This is a genomic window from Dryocola boscaweniae (assembly GCF_025215095.1).
GTDB lineage: Bacteria > Pseudomonadota > Gammaproteobacteria > Enterobacterales > Enterobacteriaceae > Dryocola > Dryocola boscaweniae.
This window is the reverse complement of record NZ_JALHAP010000075.1, coordinates 31,047-52,649: the sequence shown is the minus strand read 5'-3', so window position 1 is coordinate 52,649 and position 21,603 is coordinate 31,047. Positions and strand designations below refer to the sequence as shown.

18 protein-coding genes and 1 tRNA gene are annotated in these 21,603 nt (G+C 52.8%); 8 read left to right on the top strand and 11 right to left on the bottom strand.

Features of this window, described 5'->3' with window-relative positions; all coding sequences use genetic code 11:
- Positions 1-586: 586 nt before the first annotated feature.
- The 5 genes from fdnI to MUA00_RS07245 all read right to left on the bottom strand — a co-directional run bounded on the left by fdnI (position 587) and on the right by MUA00_RS07245 (position 6,828).
- Positions 587-1,243 (bottom strand): formate dehydrogenase-N subunit gamma, encoded by a 657-nt coding sequence (gene fdnI, locus MUA00_RS07265; protein WP_271122436.1) that lies wholly within the window; start codon positions 1,241-1,243, stop codon positions 587-589.
- A complete protein-coding gene (gene fdxH, locus MUA00_RS07260; RefSeq protein WP_271122435.1) occupies positions 1,236-2,120 on the bottom strand; it encodes a formate dehydrogenase subunit beta in 885 nt (294 codons plus the stop codon). Before fdxH ends, fdnI begins: the two co-directional genes overlap by 8 nt.
- An 11-nt stretch (positions 2,121-2,131) precedes the next feature.
- Positions 2,132-5,179 carry a formate dehydrogenase-N subunit alpha gene (gene fdnG, locus MUA00_RS07255; RefSeq protein WP_271122434.1) on the bottom strand — a complete coding sequence of 1,016 codons (3,048 nt, stop codon included), beginning with the start codon at positions 5,177-5,179 and terminating at the stop codon, positions 2,132-2,134.
- A 175-nt stretch (positions 5,180-5,354) separates the two neighbouring features.
- Positions 5,355-6,473 (bottom strand): YbdK family carboxylate-amine ligase, encoded by a 1,119-nt coding sequence (locus MUA00_RS07250; RefSeq protein WP_271122433.1) that lies wholly within the window; start codon positions 6,471-6,473, stop codon positions 5,355-5,357.
- 103 nt (positions 6,474-6,576) lie between these two features.
- Complete coding sequence (locus tag MUA00_RS07245; protein WP_271122432.1) at positions 6,577-6,828, bottom strand: DUF1158 domain-containing protein; 252 nt, start codon at positions 6,826-6,828, stop codon at positions 6,577-6,579.
- Between the two features lie 575 nt (positions 6,829-7,403).
- Between MUA00_RS07245 and parM the strand changes: the two genes are divergently transcribed.
- Positions 7,404-8,453: a plasmid segregation protein ParM domain-containing protein gene (gene parM, locus MUA00_RS07240; protein ID WP_271122431.1), complete on the top strand. Its 1,050-nt coding sequence runs from the start codon at positions 7,404-7,406 to the stop codon at positions 8,451-8,453.
- On the top strand, positions 8,446-9,111 hold the full coding sequence (locus tag MUA00_RS07235) for a hypothetical protein (RefSeq protein ID WP_271122430.1): 666 nt from the start codon (positions 8,446-8,448) through the stop codon (positions 9,109-9,111). Before parM ends, MUA00_RS07235 begins: the two co-directional genes overlap by 8 nt.
- Positions 9,112-9,441: 330 nt before the next feature.
- Here MUA00_RS07235 and yahO read toward each other — a convergent pair whose 3' ends face one another.
- A complete protein-coding gene (gene yahO, locus MUA00_RS07230; RefSeq protein ID WP_271122429.1) occupies positions 9,442-9,720 on the bottom strand; it encodes a DUF1471 family periplasmic protein YahO in 279 nt (92 codons plus the stop codon).
- Between the two features lie 435 nt (positions 9,721-10,155).
- Between yahO and MUA00_RS07225 the strand changes: the two genes are divergently transcribed.
- Positions 10,156-11,766, top strand: a complete 1,611-nt coding sequence (locus MUA00_RS07225) for an FAD-NAD(P)-binding protein (RefSeq protein WP_271122428.1) — start codon at positions 10,156-10,158, stop codon at positions 11,764-11,766.
- A gap of 90 nt (positions 11,767-11,856) precedes the next feature.
- On the opposite strand, the gene MUA00_RS07220 is transcribed toward MUA00_RS07225, so the two are convergent.
- Positions 11,857-11,933: transfer RNA gene (locus MUA00_RS07220), tRNA-Arg, on the bottom strand.
- 202 nt (positions 11,934-12,135) lie between these two features.
- Here MUA00_RS07220 and folD point away from each other — a divergent pair.
- The 4 genes from folD to malI all read left to right on the top strand — a co-directional run bounded on the left by folD (position 12,136) and on the right by malI (position 16,083).
- A complete protein-coding gene (gene folD / locus MUA00_RS07215; protein WP_271122427.1) occupies positions 12,136-13,002 on the top strand; it encodes a bifunctional methylenetetrahydrofolate dehydrogenase/methenyltetrahydrofolate cyclohydrolase FolD in 867 nt (288 codons plus the stop codon).
- Between the two features lies 1 nt (position 13,003).
- Positions 13,004-13,216: a ribosome-associated protein YbcJ gene (gene ybcJ, locus MUA00_RS07210; protein WP_271122426.1), complete on the top strand. Its 213-nt coding sequence runs from the start codon at positions 13,004-13,006 to the stop codon at positions 13,214-13,216.
- 263 nt (positions 13,217-13,479) lie between these two features.
- The gene (locus MUA00_RS07205; protein WP_271122425.1) at positions 13,480-14,979 is read left to right on the top strand and encodes a PTS transporter subunit EIIC; all 1,500 of its coding nucleotides are present in this window, start codon (positions 13,480-13,482) and stop codon (positions 14,977-14,979) included.
- An 87-nt stretch (positions 14,980-15,066) separates the two neighbouring features.
- Positions 15,067-16,083, top strand: coding sequence for a Mal regulon transcriptional regulator MalI (gene malI / locus MUA00_RS07200; RefSeq protein ID WP_271122424.1), 1,017 nt, complete (start codon positions 15,067-15,069; stop codon positions 16,081-16,083).
- Positions 16,084-16,165: 82 nt separating this feature from the next.
- On the opposite strand, the gene MUA00_RS07195 is transcribed toward malI, so the two are convergent.
- Complete coding sequence (locus MUA00_RS07195) at positions 16,166-16,411, bottom strand: hypothetical protein (protein WP_271122423.1); 246 nt, start codon at positions 16,409-16,411, stop codon at positions 16,166-16,168.
- A gap of 171 nt (positions 16,412-16,582) precedes the next feature.
- Here MUA00_RS07195 and MUA00_RS07190 point away from each other — a divergent pair, with 171 nt between their 5' ends.
- Complete coding sequence (locus MUA00_RS07190; RefSeq protein WP_271122422.1) at positions 16,583-17,575, top strand: lysozyme inhibitor LprI family protein; 993 nt, start codon at positions 16,583-16,585, stop codon at positions 17,573-17,575.
- Positions 17,576-17,609: 34 nt separating this feature from the next.
- On the opposite strand, the gene MUA00_RS07185 is transcribed toward MUA00_RS07190, so the two are convergent.
- From MUA00_RS07185 to fliR, 3 genes are read right to left on the bottom strand one after another with little or no spacing between them, the layout of a single operon-like run.
- Complete coding sequence (locus MUA00_RS07185) at positions 17,610-19,706, bottom strand: flagellar biosynthesis protein FlhA (RefSeq protein WP_271122421.1); 2,097 nt, start codon at positions 19,704-19,706, stop codon at positions 17,610-17,612.
- Positions 19,693-20,829 (bottom strand): flagellar biosynthesis protein FlhB, encoded by a 1,137-nt coding sequence (gene flhB, locus MUA00_RS07180; RefSeq protein ID WP_271122420.1) that lies wholly within the window; start codon positions 20,827-20,829, stop codon positions 19,693-19,695. Before flhB ends, MUA00_RS07185 begins: the two co-directional genes overlap by 14 nt.
- The gene (fliR, locus tag MUA00_RS07175; RefSeq protein WP_271122419.1) at positions 20,829-21,602 is read right to left on the bottom strand and encodes a flagellar biosynthetic protein FliR; all 774 of its coding nucleotides are present in this window, start codon (positions 21,600-21,602) and stop codon (positions 20,829-20,831) included. The genes flhB and fliR overlap by 1 nt, the downstream gene beginning before the upstream one ends.
- Between the last annotated feature and the right edge of the window lies 1 nt (position 21,603).

Sequence of the window (21,603 nt, the reverse complement as noted above, 5' to 3'; positions counted from 1 at the left end):
CTGCTTTACATGCCATTCCATATTAATAAAACTCCCTTGATAGTATTTATGGTCACTGCTTTATCCCATGCGTTAAGCATAGCGGATGTTTTTCATGTGTCCATTAAGCCTTAAAAATTTACATAAGTGACTTTTACTGGAGTTTATTTACAATAATTGCAGCGATATTGATCAATTTATGTCCAGTGGAATGCCGTTGTATAATAATCAGGCAACTTCAAAGGAGGGTAAAATATCGCCTTTTGTTTCGTAATATACCCACTGAACACGCCTTGTTTTTTTGGGCATGAGTGAGTTGTGAACATCATTCCCTTGTCATCCTGCGTTCGTGCATTATTCCATCTCGCGACTTAAAATTCACATCCCTGGTTGTTATTTCAGAAGAGGTAATTATTTGAATCCACTGGAAGAATCGCAAGCTTTCGATTAATCATCTGAAATAAAAAGCTAAGTAATTTATATTCTATTGCGTGCAGGTAGCCTGCGTAACCCAAAAAAGATGACGCGCCATATCTGCCCCAAAACAATCTTGTTCATTGCTTTGCAGAGCGAATATTGCGCGCCGTCTCCTTTAGCAGCCGGGAAATTACAGCCCCTCGGTGCTCTCTTTCTTCGCCTCCAGCGCTTCCACATCGCGATACCAGCGCGGATGATGCTTCTGCGCCCAGCGGCGGCTGACTTTGCCGACGATCATGCCTTTAATCGATCCTTTCACCCAGAACGCCATATACATATGGATCAGAATGGCGTGGATTAAAATGATCGCCGTTGTGGCGTGAATAAGCAGGCTGTAGCGTATGACCCTGATTGGAAAGAAATCGGCAAAATAAGGCCGCCAGATGATAACGCCGGTCACCAGCAGCACGAAAATCATGCTCATAATGGTCCAGAACATCATCTTCTGCCCGGCATTGTATTTACCGACCTTCGCCACCTTATGCTCGTTGCCTTTGAGCACCTCAACAATACCTTTTACCCATGGAATATCGTGTTTATCAGGAATGTTGTGATGCACGAAGCGCGTGAACATAAACATCAACGCCAGGAATATCAGCACGCCGAAGAACGGATGCAGAATACGGCCCATTTGCGGCGTGCCGAAGGTTTCCGTCAACCATTGCAGCGTCGGGAAAAACAGCGCGATGCCGGAGAGCGAAACGAGGAAGAAACAGATAACTACCGTCCAGTGACAGGCGCGGTCGATAAATTTCGTCCTGACAATCATCCTGCTCTTTTTAGTCATGATGTTCCTCCTCGTCTTCATCCACCTCTTCGTTTGGCCCAATCCCCACGTAGTGGAAAACCAGCCCGGCAAAGGTCGCGATAAAGCCTGCCGCCGACAGCGGCTTGAGCAAGCCTTTCCACAGATTGACTGGCGTATCGATGTGCGGATCTTTCGGCAGGTTGTGATAAAGCTCCGGCTGGTCGGCATGGTGCAGAACGTACATCACATGCGTACCGCCAACGCCCTGGGGGTTATAGACGCCAGCGTGTTCATAACCACGCTTTTTCAGCTTGCCGACGCGTTCATCGGCTACCTCCAGCATCTCCTTTTTGGTGCCGAAATGAATGGCGCCGGTCGGGCAGGTTTTCACGCAGGCCGGTTCCTGGCCCACGCTTACGCGGTCCACGCACAGCGTGCATTTATAGACGCGGTTATCGTCTTTATTCAGGCGCGGAATATTGAACGGGCACCCGGCGATGCAGTACCCGCAGCCAATACAATGTTCCGACTGAAAATCGACGATGCCGTTGGCGTACTGGATAATGGCTCCGGCGGACGGGCAGGCCTTCAGGCAGCCCGGATCCGCACAATGCATGCAGCCGTCCTTGCGGATAAGCCACTCCAGCTTGCCGTTCTGCTGAGTTTCCGAAAAACGCATCAGCGTCCAGGATTTGGCGCTCAAATCGGCGGGATTATCGTAAACTCCGACGCAGTGACCCACCTCATCGCGAATGTCGTTCCATTCGGAACAGGCGACCTGGCAGGCTTTACAGCCGATACAGCTAGAAACATCAATCAGCTTCGCGACTTCTTCTTTGTAGTCGCGAACCCGCGGCGCAGGCGTAAAGCCGTTCGTAGCCGAACGCTTGATAATATCCTGAGATTGCATGGACATGAGTTCGCTCCTTACGCCTTCTCAATGTTGACCAGAAACGCCTTGTACTCCGGCGTTTGCGAGTTGGCGTCGCCGACGGACGGGGTGAGCGTGTTGGCGAGATAACCTTTACGCGCCGTGCCTTCAAAGCCCCAGTGCAGCGGAATTCCGATGGTTTCCACATCTTGCCCGCCCGCATTCAGCGTACGCACACGCGGCGTCACCACCGCAACGGCACGGATAAAGCCGCGTTTGCTGCTGACTTTTACCTGGTCGCCGTTGGCGATGCCTTTCGCTTTCGCCAGCTTTTCGCTTATCTCCACAAACTGTTCCGGTTGCACGATGGCGTTAAGCCGCGAATGCTTGGTCCAGGTATGGAAGTGCTCGGTCAGGCGATAGGTTGTTCCCACGTACGGGAACTCACGGCGATTGCCCATGCGTTTCGCATCGGCTTCGTACAGGCGTGCCGCCGGGTTAGAGATAACGTTCGGATGCAGCGGGTTAGTGCCCAGCGGCGTTTCAAACGGCTCGTAGTGTTCCGGGAACGGCCCTTCGGCCATTTTGTCGATGGCGAACAGGCGGCCAAGACCTTCCGGCTGCATGATAAACGGCCCCACGCCGCTGCCCGGCGGCGCGGTGTTGTAGTCCGGGATATCATTGCCGACCCATTTCACGCCGTTCCACTTAATCAACATGCGTTTCGCATCCCAGGGCTTACCCTGCGGATCTGCGGAAGCGCGGTTGTAAATGATGCGGCGGTTTAGCGGCCATGCCCAGGCCCAGCCCAGCGTGTTGCCCAGCCCGGACGGATCGCTGTTGTCGCGGTTCGCCATCTGGTTGCCTTTGGCGGTCCAGCTACCGGCATATATCCAGCAGGCGGATGAGGTTGTGCCGTCGTCGCGAAGCAACGCAAACGAATCCAGCAACTGACCTTTTTTCGCCAGCAGGTTTCCGGCCGGGTCGTAGAGATCTTCGAGCGCGTAGCCGTTGTTCTCTTTCGCCACCTCTTCGGATTCCGGACGATCGGGTTGGTCGTAATGCCAGCTCATTTTCAGCAGCGGCTCGGTGCCTTTGCCGCCTTCTGTGCGATAAAGCTCGCGCATACGGTGGTAAAGCCCGGCCAGAATTTCGCCGTCGTTAAGCGCTTCACCCGGGGCGTCTGCGCCTTTCCAGTGCCACTGTAGCCAGCGTCCGGAGTTGGCAATCGAGCCGTCCTCTTCCGCAAAGCAGGTGGACGGCAGGCGGAATACTTCCGTCTGGATATTCGCCGGAACGACATCGTTCATCTCGCCGTGGTTCTGCCAGAAGTTGGAGGTTTCGGTCACCAGGGGATCGATAATCACCAGATACTTCAGTTTGCTCAGGCTTGCGACGACTTTGTTTTTGTCCGGGAAGGAGGCAACCGGGTTAAAGCCCTGGCAGATGTAGCCGGTGACTTTGTCGCGGTCCATCATATCGAAGTACTTCAGCACGTCGTAGGCCTGGTCCCACTTCGGCAGCCAGTCAAAGCCCCAGTTGTTTTCCCGCGTGGCGGCATCGCCGTAGAACGCTTTCATCAGGCTTACGAAAAACTTCGGATAGTTGCTCCAGTAGTTCACCTGGCCTGGCAGCGTGGCTTTTGGCGTGTTGGCGGCAAGATAGCTTTGCAGATCGGTTTGCTTCTCAGACGGCAGGGTTAAATATCCCGGCAGGCTGGTGGACAGCAGCCCCAGATCGGTCAGGCCCTGAATGTTGGAGTGCCCGCGCAGTGCGTTCACGCCGCCGCCCGCCATGCCCATATTGCCGAGCAGCAGTTGGATCATTGCCATGGTGCGGATGTTCTGCGCGCCAACGGTGTGCTGGGTCCAGCCCAGCGCGTACAGGAAGGTGGTTGTTCTGTCGGCGGCACTTGTGGAGGCCAGCGCTTCGCACACTTTCAGGAAGTCCGCCCGCGGGGTGCCGCAGATGTGTTCCACCACGTCCGGCGTATAGCGGGAAACGTGCTCTTTGAGCAGGTTCCACACGCAGCGCGGATGGGTCAGCGTGTCGTCACGTTTTGCATAGCCGTTTTCATCGAACTGATAGTTCCAGCTCGTTTTGTCGTACTGGCGTTTTGCTTCGTCATAGCCGCTGAACAGGCCGTCATCAAAGCTAAAGTCGTCGCGCACCAGCAGGGCGGCGTTGGTGTAGCTTTTAACGTATTCGGCGTTGATTTTGTTGTTGTTAATCAGGTACAGGATAACGCCCGACAGGAAGGTAATGTCGGTGCCGGAGCGGATTGGCGCGTAGATATCCGCAACCGAAGCGGTGCGGGTAAAGCGCGGATCGACCACAATCAGCGTGGCGTCGTTGTTGTTTTTGGCTTCCATCGCCCAGCGGAAACCCACCGGATGCGCTTCAGCGGCGTTGCCGCCCATCACCATCACAACGTTGGCGTTTTTGATATCAACCCAGTGGTTGGTCATCGCACCGCGACCAAATGTTGGAGCAAGACTTGCTACCGTTGGTCCGTGTCAGACGCGCGCCTGGTTATCAACTGCCAGCATGCCCAGCGAGCGGGCGAACTTCTGAGTGAGCATGCCGGTTTCATTGCTGGCGGCCGATGCGCACAGCATGCCGGTAGTCAGCCAGCGGTTCACCGTCACGTTCTGTTCGTTCTTCTCAACGAAGTTTGCGTCGCGGTCGTCCTTCATCAGGCGGGCAATGCGCTCGAAGGCGTCTTCCCAACTGATACGCAGCCATTTATCTGAGCCTGGCGCGCGGTATTCGGGGTAGCGCAGGCGGGAATCGCTGTGGATATAATCCAGAAGGCCCGCGCCTTTTGGGCACAGCGCGCCGCGGCTGACCGGGTGATCCGGGTCCCCTTCAATATGAAAAATGCTGGATTTGGCGTTCTTCGCGCCGTCGCCCAGGCTGTACATCAACAATCCACACCCTACGGAACAGTAAGTACAGGTATTGCGGGTTTCTTTCGCGCGCAGCAGCTTGTAGTTGCGCACTTCCGCAAGCGCGGCGGTTGGGGCAAAGCCCAGCATCGCCGCGGTAGTTCCTGCCATACCGCCGGCACAGATTTTAAAAAATTTTCTGCGGCTGACGTCCATCGTAACCTCATTGTTATGACGTATTAACGACGGCGAAAATAGCAACTGGCGCGCGGCATATATTGAGTAAAATCAATTCGCTAAGGATTGAGCAGGTAAACACCTCGTAAGGAGTAGATGAAATAAATTTTTAATAACCCTTATTGATGCGTGGCTTTGGCGGACCAGGCCGGGATTATTCCCCGGCCCAAATTTCGCAATTTTCCCGCACCAGTTCCGTCAGCAAACCGCCCTTAGCGATGAATTCGCGGATTTGTGTAGTGTCGCTTGCTTTACTGCGAACGGCGTCGTGAATCGACTCCAGCGCGCTGTCTCCTTTGAGTTCTGCCGCATAGGGGGCGAGCGTGTCGAGCAGAGGCAAAAGATCCTCGGCGATAGTACGTTGTTCACCGGATCGAACATCGGTAAGCATGCCTTCAAGGCCGAAGCGACAAGCCTGAAAACGGTTGAACCGGTAGAGCAAATAGTCTTCGGAACGCGGTACGAACGGGCGTTCGCTCAGAAGCCAGTGTGAGAGCGCCTGAATAAACCCGGCGATATTGACCGCGCGCGTTATTGTCAGCGGCGTATCCATCACTCGCACTTCGACCGTGCCAAATTTGGGGCTGGGGCGAATGTCCCAGTGCAGGTCTTTTACCGACTCGATAATGCCGCTGGTTTCCAGGCGCTGATACATCCAGTTAAATTCCTGCCAGTTGCTGACAAAAGGCGCGTGACCGTTGTCCGGAAAGGCTGAAAAAATATTCAGACGCGAAGAGGCGTAGGTGGTATCGGAGCCCTGGATATAGGGCGAGGAGGCGGAAAGCGCAATAAAATGCGGCACAAAACGCGACAGGCCGTGCAGCAAATAAATAGCGTCCTCTTCGTTTTCACAGCCCACGTGAACGTGCTGACCAAATACCGTGGCCTGCTTCATCAGATAGCCGAAGAGCTCAAGAGTACGATTGTAGCGCTCGTTCTGGCACACTTCCTGGCGCTGCCATTTTTGCCACGGATGCGTGCCGCCGCCGCAAATCGCCAGGTGATGATTGTTGGCGGACTGCAATACCCGATGACGTAAATCCGCAAGCTGCGTTCTGGCTTCTTCCACGTTTTTGCACACGTCCGTGGCAACTTCGAGCATGCTTTCGGTAATGTCGTGCTTCACCTCGCCTGCGCTAATTTGGCCCTTGAGATCCTTAATCAGCAGCGAGGAGTCCTGGCTCAAATCATAGGTGGGCGGATTAACAATCTGCATTTCCAGTTCAATGCCGAGCGTATAAGGTTCGGAGTGCTCAAAATCGGTCAGAGGCATAGCGCTATCCCATAATGTCAGTTGGTTTCCTGACACAAGTATAGACAGCGGTTGAGGAATTCAGCGCCGCGCTGGCCGCCATTGCTCATCTGTAAGCCGATGATTACCCTCGCTCAACCGAAAACCATCTGCGCCAGACGAAGCGAATGATAAAATACTCAATCACGCCCAGCAGCAGGAACCACGCACAGAAAATAATCGTGTAAAGCTGGTTAAGATCGAGCAGATGAAACCTGTCCATCAGCTTATGGGCAAGCGTCAGGGTCAGCAGGGGAGCCGGGAGCAGCAGGCAGGATAAGAAGGCCAGCAGCAAAATGCCGCCCGCGCTCATCAGGGATTCGAGTGGGTGCTTCATGTTGTGGTAATCCGGGGCTGTTAAGTCAACGTTAAAAACGGGCATTGTCCGGGAAAGGGGCCTGGGGTGCAAACAGGTTAAAGTTTCCCTTCGCAGCGTTGTTTTAGCGCTTCGCGCAAAATAAGTTAATAAAACATTAAACGTCCGCGAGGAAATAAAATTTCCGCCTTGCGGGTTTTTTATTCCTGCTTTCCGGAATATATGTTTCCCTTTCTGTTGCTTTGTTTTATTTTTATCGTTACTTACATGCTTATTTTATTATTATAATAAATGCGACTTGTTGTTAACTTGCTGTTTTATATGCTGTTACGTAATTTTTCCATCGAAATATTGAGCGCAATAAATAACCTTTATTCAAACCGCTATATTTTCACGCTATAATTCCCGCCTCTTTCAGGTTCCCGTGCTGGCATGTTAGCAATAAGTAAATTAAAGCTTATTCATTTTTGGCGGAATAACTTTGCCGCTTTATCTTCGTTAGCATCTACCTGAAATAAATCCTTTATCCGTTTTGTCAAAATTGGGATAGCGCCGCCCCCAGGCCTTGCTGTCCCTGTGCCGAAGAGATGCTTGATATGACCCAGACCCGCATGAAATTTGCCATCGACGATGGCTCCACCAACGTCAAAATTAGCTGGATTGAAAACGGCGTCCTTAAAACGGTGGTGTCGCCGAACTCCTTCCGCAAAGACTGGAAAAGCGCGGCGCTGTTGCGCGGCCAGAAAGTATTCAACTACACCATCGGCACCACGAAATACACCTACGATGCCACCTCCGATAAAGCGCTTTCCACCACGCATATCGACTACCAGTATGACGATCTCAACCTGCTGGCGGTGCATCATGCGCTGTTGCAAAGCGGCCTTGAGCCGTGCGAAGTGGATATCGTGGTCACGCTGCCTATCACCCAGTTCTACAACCCGGACGACTGCCAGCGCAACGAAGACCGTATCGAAGCCAAACGCCGTAACCTGATGCGCGACATCACGCTAAATAAAGGCGAGCTGTTTAAGATTGTCGGTGTGGAAGTGATGCCGGAAAGCCTGCCGGCGGCGCTGTCCCATCTTCTGGGTTCCGAAACCAGCGAATTCACCAAATCATTGGTTATCGACTGCGGCGGCACCACGCTTGATATGGGGATAATCGTCGGGGAATTTGACGATGTATCGGCCATTTACGGCAATAACGAAATCGGTGTGGCAATGGTCACAGACGCCACGCGTAAAGCGCTGGCGGCGGCCGACAGCGACTCCAGCTATCTGGTTGCCAATGAGCTTATCAAACGTCGCGACGATATGGCGTTCGTGAAAAGCGTGATAAATGATGAATCCCGCATCGGGGATATCCTTCAGCGCATCGAAACCAAAATCACCGAACTTGGCGATCAGGTGGCCTATGAAGCCAAAAAATTCGCTAAAAACCCGAACCGTGTTTACCTGGTCGGCGGCGGCGCGCCGTTGATCGAAGCGGCTGTCCGTGCGGCTTACGCTACGCTTGGCGATCGGGTGGTGACCATTGAAAAACCTCAGAGCGCGCTGTCCCGCGAGATCTGCCTGTTCCATTCCGAGTCAGGCGCGCAGGCCGTTGAGGAGCCGGTGTTACTTGAGGTAGAGGAAAATGAGTAACGGGCAGACAAAGCGGGTTAATCTCACGCTGCATCTGAATCCCGGCGAATCGCAGGCGGACCTGCGAACCGTTGCGAAGCTTACGCAATGGCACAACTCGCTGAAACAGGATGCGGGGGAGCGCGATGAAGCCGCTATGCAAATGCGCGCTTTCCACCGCAACGTCTACCTGGCGGGTTTACAGCTTCAGTTACTCAGTCCGCAGCTTTGCCATCACGTTGCGGAATCCATCAGCCGGGAACATCTGACGTTACCCGAGCTGGTGGCCGAGCTTGCGCGCTGTGAATTGCTGCCTGAAGGCACGCCGGTCAGCGCGCCTGCGACGGAGGATTTTTCAAAGCAGCAGCTTAAGCAGCTGGAACTATTGCTGAAGAAAGCGCTTCCTGACCCTGTATCTGCCGCACCGGCCCTGCCGCAAAGCGTATCGCAGGAAATGAGCGAGGGAATGCAGGCGGAATTTGTGCATTTGCGGAATGAACTTGAAAGCGTGCGTGCTTTACTGGAAAAGCAAAATTTACAGCTTGCACAGCTACGCCGCAGCGAGAAAGCAGCAGCGCAGGAGCCTTCCCGCAACGGCAATGCGGAGGAAATAGCGCTGGCTGAAATCACCACGTCGACCGAAAAAATGAAGAAGATCCGCCAGAAAGGGATCTTCTGAGTCCGGCAGGAAACAAGGGCCGCGCGGGCAATGGCGTTTACGTATATATCGGCAATACGCTTGAAGGCTTGGTTTCGCTTATTGATACGCGCAGCGGCAAAGAGATTAAAACCGTACAGTTGAGCGACATCAGCTTAATAAAAATACCCAGCTAATGGCGGGGATCTACAACCTGTTCGATGCCGATCCGCAGCGGGTCAGCCAGGGGGGGTTACGGCCTGGTTGAAGGTCGTCGTTATAACCTCGGTGCGCGTATCGAATTTTAATAAAGCGTTGGACAAAAAAATGGGCAGCTTCGGGCTGCCCATTTCTCATTAAAATTCGACTGGCTTAATTTTTCTTGTAAACGTCTGCAGTAGCGTGAATTTTGCTCTGGGTATCTGCAGAGGTGACGACGTAAAAATCGCCGCCTTTTTCATCTGCCTTTTTAGCTAACTCTTCTTTTGCATCACTCGGCGCCAGCTCGCCGTCGGTGACGATAGTGCCGATTTTTGTGTACATATCAGGATGCTCTTTCAGCGCTTCTTTGGTAAGCAGCTCTGCGGACACAGCGCCAAAAGAGAGGGTGCCTAATGCAACTGCTGTAATAATGGCCTGCGCTATCTTCATGTTGAACCTCAATGATTAGTTATCAAAAGAAAAAGTAAACTCAACCCAACCCTTTGAATATGGTTCACTAATGTGATTATTTCCACAAAGCTAACAGCCAAAGATAGATATCTTTATGGAATATAATTCTCAAAAGCCAGCCGGCAGATAAACGGACTGGCATTTATCACTAGTGAATTTTATTTCCAGCCTGTTATGGCGAGAGGATGAAACGTCAACGGTGTTTTCTGCGGCCGTGCGCCAAAGGGCGGCCCGGTCTTTGAGCGGGCGTATCACAAACCAGTCAACTTGGCTCAATTCACTTTTTCTACCACACTTACTTCTAAGGATTCGGATGCAAATTTCCCCTGCATGGCTTGCTGGCCTTCGATGTTTCGGCGAACTGAAATCCTGATAAAGGAAAGAGCGATATAACAATAACGCGGGTGAAAATTGATGAAAAAGATCGCTATTATCGGCACGGGGCCAACGGGTATCTATACTTTTTACTCGCTTCTTAAGCACAACGAGCCGCTTTCGATTTCGCTCTTTGAGCAGGCCCATGAGGCGGGCGTCGGCATGCCTTACAGCTTTGAAGATAACTCTCGAATGATGCTGGCAAATATTGCCAGTATCGAAATCCCCGCTATTTTTTCGACCTATCTCGACTGGCTGCGAAGCCTGAGCGAGGAGCATCTGGCTCGTTATGGCGTTCAGCCGCCTTCACTTCACGACCGGCAGTTTCTGCCGCGCATCCTGCTCGGGGAGTATTTTCGCGACCAGTTTCTGCAATTAGTTGCGCAGGCGAAAAAACAGGGCTTCGAGGTGGAGGTGCATGAGTCCTGCCAGGTCACCGATCTCGAAACCACCTCAGAAGGGGTGAGACTGTGGGCGCAGCGGCAACCGGCGGCGGAATTGTTCGATCTGGCGGTTATCGCGACCGGGCATGTCTGGCCTGATGAAGATCCTTCAGTACGTACATTTTTCCCAAGCCCGTGGTCAGGCCTGATGGAGGCAAAAATCGGGGCCTGCAAGGTCGGGATAATGGGCACCTCTTTGAGCGGCATTGACGCAGCAATGGCGGTTGTCGTGCAGCATGGCACATTTATCGAAAAGGATGGCGAACCCTCTTATTTCAAACTTGATGAGGGAAGCGAGGCGCTTAATATCGTACTCATGTCCCGTTCAGGCATCCTGCCGGAGGCGGATTTTTACTGCCCCATTCCCTATGAGCCATTAAGCATCGTCACGGATGACGTGGTTAAAGCTGAAATTGCCGCCGGAACAGAGGGGTTGCTCGATCGGATTTTCAGGCTTGTCGCGAAGGAACTTGAACGGGCCGATCCGCTATGGAGCGAACGCATCGCCCTCAGCGCGCAGAATGCGGACAGCTTTTCCGATGCTTATTTTGCCGATCGGAAAAATAACGACTCCTTCCACTGGGCGGAATCCAATCTCCTTGAAGTCGAACGCAACAAACGCGACAAACATACCGTTCCCTGGCGTTACACGGTTCTTCGATTACATGAAGTCGTTCAGGAAATCGTTCCTCACCTTGATGAACGCGACGGTAAAAGGTTCGATGCCGGGCTTGCCCGCGTCTTTATTGATAATTATGCGGCTATTCCGTCGCAGTCCATTCGCAGATTGCTGGCATTACGCGAGGCCGGAATAATCAGCATTCTTACCCTCGGGCAGGATTATAAAATGGATGTGAAGGAAGAGCAGACGGTCATTTCCGTGCAGCAGAATACATATGAATTCGATGTATTTATCGATGCGCGCGGCCAGAAACCCTTGAAGACAAAAGACCTGCCGTTTCCCACCCTGCGCAAGCAGCTTGAACTGACCGGCGATGATATTCCGGACGTGGGTGATGACTACACGCTGCTGGAGCCCGCTTCCGCTCGCGGGCGCATCGCGTTTGGCGCATTGCCGTACCTGATGCACGACCAGCCGTTCGTACAGGGCATTACCGTCTGTGCAGAAATTGGCGCGGCTATGGCCAGAGCAATATTTCAGTCGGAATCCCATCCGCGCAGGCGACTGCCGGTTATTGATATTTAACGGCAGGGAAGGGGAAAGTCTTTTATGGTTATGCCGCGCTGAATTTCAGGCATAAAAAAAGACGTCGGTTGACGTCTGTTTACTTCGAAATGGTACGCCCTACAGGGCTCGAACCTGTGACCTACGGCTTAGAAGGCCGTTGCTCTATCCAACTGAGCTAAGGGCGCACTGAAGAAGTGCTGTTCCGGCTGGTACGTATTCTTTGGAACGCTCGGATTATACGGTCAGCGCCTTTCGAGTCAATGGCTTTTCAACCGCCTGCGCGACAATTGAGCATCCAGGCAGAACTTTGCCTGACAGCAAGCTTAGCTTCTGACAAAATAGCAACAATCCCCTTCCTGGTTTATTACAGACGGAATACTTCGACTGATGGCAGCAAAGATTATTGATGGTAAAACGATTGCGCAGCAGGTACGGCTTGAAGTTGCTGAAAAAGTTCGAGCCCGAATTGCCGCTGGAAAACGCGCCCCTGGCCTGGCCGTCGTTCTGGTAGGAGCGAACCCCGCATCCCAGATTTATGTCGCTAACAAACGTAAGGCTTGTGAAGAGGTCGGTTTTGTTTCTCGCTCTTACGATTTGCCGGACACCACCAGCGAAGCCGAGCTTTTAGCGCTGATTGATGAGCTGAACGCAGACGGCGAAATTGACGGAATTCTGGTTCAGTTACCGCTGCCTGCGGGTATCGACAACGTAAAAGTGCTGGAGCGAATCGATCCGGATAAAGACGTGGACGGTTTCCATCCGTACAACGTTGGCCGCCTGTGTCAGCGTGCGCCGCGCCTGCGTCCCTGCACGCCGCGCGGTATTGTCACGCTGCTTGAGCGTTACAATATCGATACCTATGGCCTCAACGCGGTGATCATTGGCGCGTCCAATATTGTCGGCCGTCCGATGAGCATGGAACTGCTGCTGTCTGGCTGCACCACTACCGTCACCCATCGCTTCACCAAAAACCTCCGTCACCACGTCGAGAACGCCGATTTAGTTATCGTTGCCGTCGGCAAGCCGGGCTTTATTCCGGGCGAGTGGATCAAAGAAGGGGCGATTGTGGTGGACGTTGGCATCAACCGCCTGGAGAACGGCAAAGTGGTCGGCGACGTGAATTATGATGAAGCCGCCGCCAAAGCCTCGTATATTACGCCGGTTCCGGGTGGCGTTGGCCCAATGACCGTCGCCACTCTTATCCAGAATACCTTGCAGGCCTGCGAGGAATATCATGATGTCGATGGAGAGTAAAATGGCGACCTTCTCATTAGGAAAACACCCCCACGTTGAACTGTGCGATCTGCTGAAGCTGGAAGGCTGGTGCGAAAGCGGCGCGCAGGCGAAAGCGGTGATTGCCGAAGGCCTGGTGACGGTGGACGGCGAAGTGGAAACCCGTAAGCGCTGCAAAATCGTTGCAGGCCAGACGGTGAGCTTTGAAAGTCTGAGCATCACGGTTCAGGCTTAATTTTTACCTTCGCGTTATCCCTCTCCCATAAAGGAGAGGGACTTTCAGTCGCTATCTCTCGCCACAATCCCCTATAAAGAGCAGGCTAAAACCTGCGCAACTTCAAATATTCGATAACAGTATGGCTACAACTCAGATTTTAGTTGCCGGGCAAAAATCCTTTCGCCACTATAAGTAGAACGTTCTAGTAGAACGTTCTACTTACCATAAAAACGCGTAAATAAACAAAACGCGATGGCAGCGTCAACACCGGGGGATTGTCTATGAGTGTGTTATCGAGCATTACGAAATCGTTATCTAAGCTGTCGATGATAGGCCGCGCATTAATGCTGCCTATTTCGCTGCTTCCTGCCGCAGGCCTGTTATTGGCCTTTGGCGATAAATTCCACTTACCGTTAATGATGAACGCAGGCGGGGTTATCTTCGATAATCTGCCGATGCTGTTCGCCATTGGTTCTGCGGTCGGACTTGCGGCGGAATCAGGGATTGCGGCGCTGTCGGCGGCGGTATCGGTCTTTATCATCAACGTGACCATCGGCACGGTACTGAACATCACGCCGGAAATGGCGGCGGCAGGCGGGAAATACGCCATGGTTGTGGGCATCCCGACGCTGCAAATGGGCGTCTTCGGCGGGCTGATTTCCGGCATTCTCGCCGCGTGGTGCTATAACAAATTCCATACCATGCAGCTTCCTGAATTTCTGGGCTTCTTCTCCGGCAAGCGATTTGTGGCTATCGCGACGGCGTTTCTCTCCTTCCTGCTTGGCATGGCGCTGCCGTGGGTCTGGCAGTACATCCAGTCGGGAATTGATTCGCTCTCGGTCATTGTGAACGGCGACAATCAGGCGTTATCCACCTTTATCTTCGGGCTGACCGAGCGTGCGCTTATCCCGCTTGGCCTGCACCATATCTGGTATCCGTCGTTCTGGTACTCGTTTGGGGAATATACGACCCATGCAGGCCAGGTGATTCACGGCGACCAGACAATCTGGTTCAAGATGCTGGAAGAGGGCACAAAATCCTTCAGCAGCGACAGCTACCAGAACGCCGGTAAATTCATGCAGGGTGAGTTCCCACTGATGCTGTTTGCGCTGCCGGCCGCATGCCTTGCGATGTACCATGAAGCGAACACCAAAAATAAGAAAATTGCCTCCGGTATTCTGTTCTCTGCGGCGCTGACCTGCTTCCTGACGGGCATCACCGAACCGGTTGAGTTTACCTTTATCTTTGTGGCGCCGATTCTGTACGTGTTTAACGCGATTATGGCTGGCCTGTCATATATGTGTATGTACCTGCTGCATGCGCATATCGCCAAGTCCTTCTCGGCGGGTATGATCGACTATATTTCCTTTGGCATCCTGCCGTCGTTTAACGGCTATCAGACTAACTTCCTGATGGCGATAATCGTGGGCGTGCCGATGGCGCTGATTTACTACTTCACCTTCCGCTTTGTTATCCGTCGCTTCGATGTGAAAACGCCGGGTCGTGCGGACGTTACGGCGAATGCCAATGACAAAACCGATACCGAACTGGCCGGCGATATTATCGGTCTGCTGGGCGGCGCGGAGAATATCAGCTCCGTCGGGTCATGCATTACGCGCCTGCGTCTTGAGGTGGATAAGAGCGACAAAGTCGATAAAGACGGTCTGAACAGCCTCGGCGCGCGGGGAGTGGTATTTGTCGGCGATTCGGGTATCCAGGTGATATTCGGCGCCAGGGCGCAGTTTATCGCCCAGACCATGTCGACGATGATTGGTAAGTAGCGCCTGTTAAAGATGTATCAGCCCCCTGTAGGTTTACCGGGGGCTTTATGGTATTGATAACAAGGAAATTTGCATAAAAGGAGCGGGATGAAAAAGGTCAATATCATTGATGTAGCCCAGCTTGCTGGCGTCTCCGTCTCGACGGTGTCTCTGGTGCTGCGTAATAAGGGAAAAATCTCCGAAGCCACTATCGACAAGGTCAACGCCGCCATAAAGCAGCTTGGCTATGTTCATAATACGGCGGCGGCGAACCTGCGCTCGAATACCTCAAACCTGATTGGCCTGATTATCCGCGACTTCTCCGACTCGTTTTCCGTGAACGTAACGGCAAGCGTAGTGCAACACCTTGAAAAACAGGGTTTCATGGTGTTTCTCGGCCAGCCGCAGGATGAGGGTTCGCAGCTACGCCAATGCTTAACCTCTTTTGCCCAGCAGGGGGTTGCGGGGGTGATTTATCTGCATGCCGATAATCGCTCTTCGTCCGTTCCCGAACTGATAACGCAATGCCCGTTGCCGACGGTGGTCATCTCTGAATCTTCCGTCATCAGCACCAGAGACGTTATCGGACGTGATAATCGTCAGGCCGGAAACCAGGCAACGCGTTATCTTATTGAGCGCGGGCATCGTAATATCGCCTGGCTCGGCGGCACCGCGGACTGCCTGATTCGTCAGGAACGGCTATTAGGTTACCGCGGAGCGCTTGCGCAATACGGTTTACCCTTTCGTGATGAATGGGCGCCAGCCTGCGATAACGATACGCTCGCGGCAGCAACGGCAACCCGCATGCTGCTTGAGCAAAGCAATAAAATTACCGCTATTCTTTGCCATTCTCCGCCGGTGATTATCGGCTGCCTGAGCGGCATTCAGCAGGTAGGGCGCACCGTGGGGAAAGACGTGTTTCTGACTCAGCAGATTTCACTGATAGGCTTTGAGGATATGATGCACATCAATCTGACTTCGCCGTTATTTAGCTACGTTTCGGCATCAAGTGAAGAAACGGGGCGCCAGGCGGCGACCCTTATCGTTAATAAAATAAAAGCGCCAGCCCTGCCCGCGCAAAAAATTATTATTTCCGGCGAGCTGGTGCTGCGCGAATCAGCATAAATTCCGTTATTCCTTATGTAATAATAAACGACTCGTCCGTGTTAAAGATAATGCAACTTATACGAGACGGGTCGCCGGTTTTTTAATCGTCTATCCCTGTGCTTAAATCATATTCTTTTAGTTTCCAGCCGACGGGTTGCCCCTGATAAAAGGGCAAAATAGTGCCTTTTTTTACGTTAACTACAGGACTGACAGCAGAGCCGAGCAGTTGCCAGTAGCCGGTTTGCGGGCAGATATGACCGCTAACCCGCTCGATGCCTAAAGGTTTGCGCCGCATATCCCTGTGCGTTGAAGCTATCCGGGTAGCGTTACTCCCGTCGATTTTCATATGTTCATCACCCTTTAAATATAAAAGCTTATATTTAAAGCGACCTTTACTGGATTTATCTTAACGTCTCGTTTTCATTAATTTTTCAATTTATGAATAGGCTATATTTTATATTGCAAACAAGTGTGCTTTTGGACAAAATGTTTCCTCGTACCCCCAGAGTTCTTTCCTATGTTAAAACCCTTCGCGCCTGGTTTACTTATTTGTCTGAGCTTTTTTAGCGCCAGCGCTCTGGCGGTAAACTGCCAGCGAGCTATCTCTCCTCTTGAAAATACCATCTGCAATAACGACAGCCTCCACTGGCTGGACAGCACAATGTCGACCATCTATCGCACGATGCTAATCAAAAACGACGCCGAAAAAGTGTACAAAGATTATTCAGACTGGGAGAGGTCGCTGGAAAACTGTACGACAGATAGCTGCATTGAGCGCGCCTATTACGAAGGGATCAGCAAAATGTCGGACGTGAACGACAGCTTTGACTGGAAGGGACAATGGTGGAACCTGCGCGCGCCTAATATGAGTGGCGGCACCCTCCAGTTCAGCCGCAGCGCTGAATGGAGCGTGACGATTAATATGCGTGCCTGGGCCGGGTTGAATAAAGATGATTTCACGGCGGAAGCACGCAAAGTCTACGGCATGGCCGTTGTCGAAAAAGTAAAAGACACAAGCAACTGCAAGATGCTGATTATCCCTAAAAAGGATGGTTCTCTTCAGGTGCACAGCAACGCCGACTGGGGTTGCCGGTTGTCGATGCCATCCGGGGTATTCCTTGACGGGCGTTACGAAAAAGCAGATAGCGATCCCCGCCCGAAGCCAACGCTATTATCGATGGGGATTTTTGACAATGAAGCGCGTGATAAACAGTTCCGCGCGCTTGCCGGCGATGATTATCAAAAGTTTGTCGACACCGCGAACGTTTATATCTACCAGGAGGATATAGACAACATCGGCGCCAGGGTTCTGTCGATGTGGGTGCGCGGCGCGGCGAACCGCCAGACGGCAATTATCATGTATACCCCGGAAGGAAAAATCTGGGCGGCGCGCATTGCGCCTTCGGCGCAGGGCAAACTGCAATTGCACTATTACACCTCTGAAAGCAAAGACATGAAGTACATGCCGCGTACTTTAGTGAGCTGGAAAATGCGGTATTTAGATCAGTAAGGCTGGGGCGCGTGCATTCGCGCCCTCAATCTCCTCAAGCCAGCGTTCCTACAATATTCAAATCGCTGTCGTCCGGTATCTCATTGTAAGAAAGCACGTGCAGCCCGGCGCAGAACAGGCGGCCGTAGCGTGAAAGAATCGGACGTAGCTGCGGTGTTACCAGTAAAAGCGGCGGCATGCCTTTCGCTTTCATCTGCTCGTAAATCATCGGCATCGTGTTTTGCAACTGCTGCAAAATATTTGGGTCGACCGGGAAGCTGTCGAGCGTTACCTTGCCCGCTTGTTGGGATTGATTCAGCGCGTTCAGCAGCATTGTTTCTAATGCATTATCAATTGTATAGGCAGAAAGCGACTTACGATCGCCGTTGATATTATGGATGATGGCGCGGCGCAGGGCATAGCGCACATCGGCGGTCAGCAGCAGCGGATCTTTAGTTACCGCCGAGCTTTCCAGCAGGGTAGATGCAATGGTTACAATGTCTTTTAGCGACACCTGCTCCTGCAGCAACTGGCGATAAATTCTCAGTAGCTGGCTGTAATTAAGCGCGTTATTTAAATCCTCCGCCAGCTTCGGCGCCTGCTGGCTTAAGCGCGAATGCAGATGGGTAATATCGTCGTAATTAAAGAGCTCCGGTAAATGCCCGCGCGCTACTTTGTTAACGTGGGTGGCGACCACGCTTGCACAATCCACCACCTGATAACCCAGATTCAGCGCCCGCGCTTTATGCTCCGGATCAATCCAGACGATTGCCATGCCGTAGGCGGGATCGGTATCCAGCACGCCGTCGATTTCGCCATACAGTTCAGCGCCAGGAATCGCCATCATCTTATCGGCGTGAACTTCACCCAGCGCCACGCGGATACCGTTGATATGAATGGCATACTGCGCCGGTTTAAGGCGGAAGTTCTCCCGGATGCGAATCTCCGGCAGCAGCACGCCGCAGGTTTCCGAAATTACCTGACGCGCGCCGCGTATACGCTGCGACAGAGGACTGCCTTTCGCGCTATCCACAAGCGTCACCAGCTTAAAACCAAGGTTCAGGCCAATCGGCTCCACCAGCGGAATGCTCTCCCAGCTTACCGAAGGCGTATTGTCCTGCGTCAGCGCTTCGCTTATCGCCTCCATATCGGTTTCCGGCTCGGCCTGGGTGACCACCTTGCTTTGCCTCCAGGCGGCAAACAGCAACAAAGCGGTAAAGCTCAGGAAGGCGATATGCGGCATGCCTGGCACAATCGCCAGGATAAACATCACAAAGGCGGCGGTGTAGAGAATGTTGGGTTTGGCGAGCAGTTGGGACTTAATTTCATCGCTAACGTCGCCGCCGTCGCTCACGCGGGTCACGATAATCGCCGATGCGGTCGCCAACAGCAGGGAAGGGATCTGGGCGACAAGACCGTCGCCGATGGTCAGCAGCACATACTGCTGGAAGGCGTGGCTGGCATCGAGGTCGTATTTAAAGATGCCGATACAAATCCCGCCAATGACGTTGATTATCAGCACCATGATCCCGGCGATGGCGTCGCCGCGCACAAACTTCGAGGCGCCGTCCATCGCGCCATAGAAATCGGCTTCGCTGGCGACTTCTTTACGTCGTTTTTGCGCCTGCTGCTGGTTGATAATCCCGGCGTTCAGGTCGGCGTCAATCGCCATTTGCTTACCGGGCAGGGCATCAAGGGTAAAGCGTGCAGACACTTCGGAAATACGTTCCGCGCCCTTGGTGACCACCACAAAGTTGATGATCATCAGGATGATGAACACCACGAAGCCCACCACGAAGTTCCCGCCAATCACTACCTGGCCGAACGCTTCGATAACCTTACCGGCCGCGCCTTCCCCTTCGTGACCGTGCAGTAAAACCACGCGCGTTGAGGCGACGTTCAGCGTCAAACGCATCAGGGTAGTTATCAGCAGGATCGTCGGGAAGACGGCGAAGTCCAGCGGACGGTTACTGTTGACCGCCACCAGCAACACGATAACCGCCAGCACGATATTGAAAGTAAACAGAACATCCAGCACCAGCGGGGAGAGCGGCAGAATAATCATTGCCAGCACGCTCAGTAACAGGACCGGCACGCCGACATGCGTTTTTCTCAGGGCGGCAAAAGCCTGCATAAACTTACTGTTTGCCATCGGCTTTCAATACCTCTTTCGGAATGTCAATTTGCCTGTTCAGGCGGGGTTTTTGTTCAACCTGGCCTGCGCGCCAGGACTTAACCTGCATCACGTACGTCAGAACGTGTGCGATGGCACGAAAAAGCTGTGCCGGAATTTGTTGGTTTACGCGTGTGGTGTAGTAAACCGCACGCGCAAGCGGCGGAAACTCCACCACTTCAATATTGTGATTGCGCGCCACTTCACGGATAAGCAGCGCAATATCATCCACGCCTTTCGCGACGATAAACGGCGCTTCCGCTTTGCCTGGATCGTATTTCAACGCCACGGCGTAGTGGGTCGGGTTGGTAATAATGACATCGGCTGTGGGCACCGTGCTGTTCACCTGGCCCATCGCCATCTGCCGCTGTAGCTGGCGGATGCGCCCTTTAACCTGCGGATTGCCGTCGTTGTTTTTGTACTCTTCCTTCACTTCCTGCTTGGTCATGCGCATCTTTTTGGTGAACATGAATTTGCTCAGCGGCACATCAAGCAGGGCGAATACCACAATCACCGCAATGAAATAGCTGATAACGTGATGGAAAATGCCAAATCCGGCGGCGATCGCCTGCAATAAATAGAGCTGCTGGAGAGACAGCAGGCCGTCAAGCGAGTCGTGAACCATCACGTACAGCACGGCGAGAATGATCCCGCACTTGGCGAGCATTTTGCCCACCTCAACATAATGGCTGCTGGAAAACATCCGCTTCAGGCCGCTAATCGGACTGATTTTTTTGATGTCCGGAATAAGCTTATTGGGCGTAAAAATCCAGCCGCCGGGGATAAGGCTTGCCACAACGCAGGCCAGAGGAATCGGCACCAGGGTGGCGATGAATTTCAGAATGACAAACACGTTAAGCAGCAAAAACTGACTTAACGCGCCGCTGTCGTCGAGCTTGCCCGCCATCATCCCAACCGATAAAAAAGACTCGCCAATCAACGAGCGGTAATAGGGGAAGAAAGAACCCAGGGTGATAAAAGACGCCACGAGGCCAACCGCCATGGTGAGGTCTTTGGAGCGCGGAATATCGCCTTTCTGCCGTGCCTTGCGCAGCTTGCCTGCGGTAGGTTTTTCGCTTTTATCACCGCTGGATGCCGACATTACTGCGTCCTTATGGCATCAAGCCTTGCGAGGATCTCATTGGTCAGATTGAGGTAGTGATCCGGGATATGAGCGACGATCATCGTGATGCACAGCAGCCCAAACAGCATGCTTATCGGAAAGCCAAGGGAAAACAGGTTCAACGTGGGCGAGACGCGGTTAAGCAGGCCGAATCCGCCCTGCACAATCATCATCACAAAGGTGGTGGGCAACGCGATAAGCGTGGCGGAAGCCATTATCCAGCCGAGGCTTTGCGAAAGCTGCAATAAAGTAGGCTGATTGATAGCCTGGCCGATGGGCCAGTAGCTAAAGCCTTTAAACAGAATGGTCACCACCAGCAGGTGCCCGTCCATAATAAAAAACAGCAGGGCGCAAAAGACGAAAATAATCTGCGAGATAACCGTGGTGGACGAACCGTTTACCGGATCGTTCATCATTGCCATCCCAAGGCCCATATTCATTGACAAAATATGCCCCGCCGTTTGCAGCGCCACGAACACAAGCTGCAGCGTCATGCCGAATAAAAAGCCCCACAGAATCTGCTCGCCAATCAGCATAATGCTGCGCATGGACACTAACTCGTTAAGCGTTACATTGTTCGGCAGCATCGGCGTTATCAACACGGTCAGCGCAAGCGCCGTGGCGATTTTTATCCTGCGTGAAAAGGCCTTGTTATCGAGCACCGGGCAAAAATGAAGAAACGAGAGGATACGGATAAACGGCAGCCACAACGCCATTAGCGGATTGAGCAAGTCGTGTATGTTAATTCCCATG

What these genes read in the sequence shown, in the direction of transcription:
- yahO (WP_271122429.1), bottom strand. Translation starts at nt 9,720, where the DNA reads ATGAAGATAGCGCAGGCCATTATTACAGCAGTTGCATTAGGCACCCTC.
- MUA00_RS07195 (WP_271122423.1), bottom strand. Translation starts at nt 16,411, where the DNA reads ATGAAAATCGACGGGAGTAACGCTACCCGGATAGCTTCAACGCACAGG.
- MUA00_RS07225 (WP_271122428.1), top strand. Translation starts at nt 10,156, where the DNA reads ATGAAAAAGATCGCTATTATCGGCACGGGGCCAACGGGTATCTATACT.
- folD (WP_271122427.1), top strand. Translation starts at nt 12,136, where the DNA reads ATGGCAGCAAAGATTATTGATGGTAAAACGATTGCGCAGCAGGTACGG.
- MUA00_RS07245 (WP_271122432.1), bottom strand. Translation starts at nt 6,828, where the DNA reads ATGAAGCACCCACTCGAATCCCTGATGAGCGCGGGCGGCATTTTGCTG.
- MUA00_RS07185 (WP_271122421.1), bottom strand. Translation starts at nt 19,706, where the DNA reads ATGGCAAACAGTAAGTTTATGCAGGCTTTTGCCGCCCTGAGAAAAACG.
- malI (WP_271122424.1), top strand. Translation starts at nt 15,067, where the DNA reads ATGAAAAAGGTCAATATCATTGATGTAGCCCAGCTTGCTGGCGTCTCC.
- MUA00_RS07205 (WP_271122425.1), top strand. Translation starts at nt 13,480, where the DNA reads ATGAGTGTGTTATCGAGCATTACGAAATCGTTATCTAAGCTGTCGATG.
- fliR (WP_271122419.1), bottom strand. Translation starts at nt 21,602, where the DNA reads ATGGGAATTAACATACACGACTTGCTCAATCCGCTAATGGCGTTGTGG.
- MUA00_RS07190 (WP_271122422.1), top strand. Translation starts at nt 16,583, where the DNA reads ATGTTAAAACCCTTCGCGCCTGGTTTACTTATTTGTCTGAGCTTTTTT.
- parM (WP_271122431.1), top strand. Translation starts at nt 7,404, where the DNA reads ATGACCCAGACCCGCATGAAATTTGCCATCGACGATGGCTCCACCAAC.
- ybcJ (WP_271122426.1), top strand. Translation starts at nt 13,004, where the DNA reads ATGGCGACCTTCTCATTAGGAAAACACCCCCACGTTGAACTGTGCGAT.
- fdxH (WP_271122435.1), bottom strand. Translation starts at nt 2,120, where the DNA reads ATGTCCATGCAATCTCAGGATATTATCAAGCGTTCGGCTACGAACGGC.
- flhB (WP_271122420.1), bottom strand. Translation starts at nt 20,829, where the DNA reads ATGTCGGCATCCAGCGGTGATAAAAGCGAAAAACCTACCGCAGGCAAG.
- fdnI (WP_271122436.1), bottom strand. Translation starts at nt 1,243, where the DNA reads ATGACTAAAAAGAGCAGGATGATTGTCAGGACGAAATTTATCGACCGC.
- MUA00_RS07250 (WP_271122433.1), bottom strand. Translation starts at nt 6,473, where the DNA reads ATGCCTCTGACCGATTTTGAGCACTCCGAACCTTATACGCTCGGCATT.
- MUA00_RS07235 (WP_271122430.1), top strand. Translation starts at nt 8,446, where the DNA reads ATGAGTAACGGGCAGACAAAGCGGGTTAATCTCACGCTGCATCTGAAT.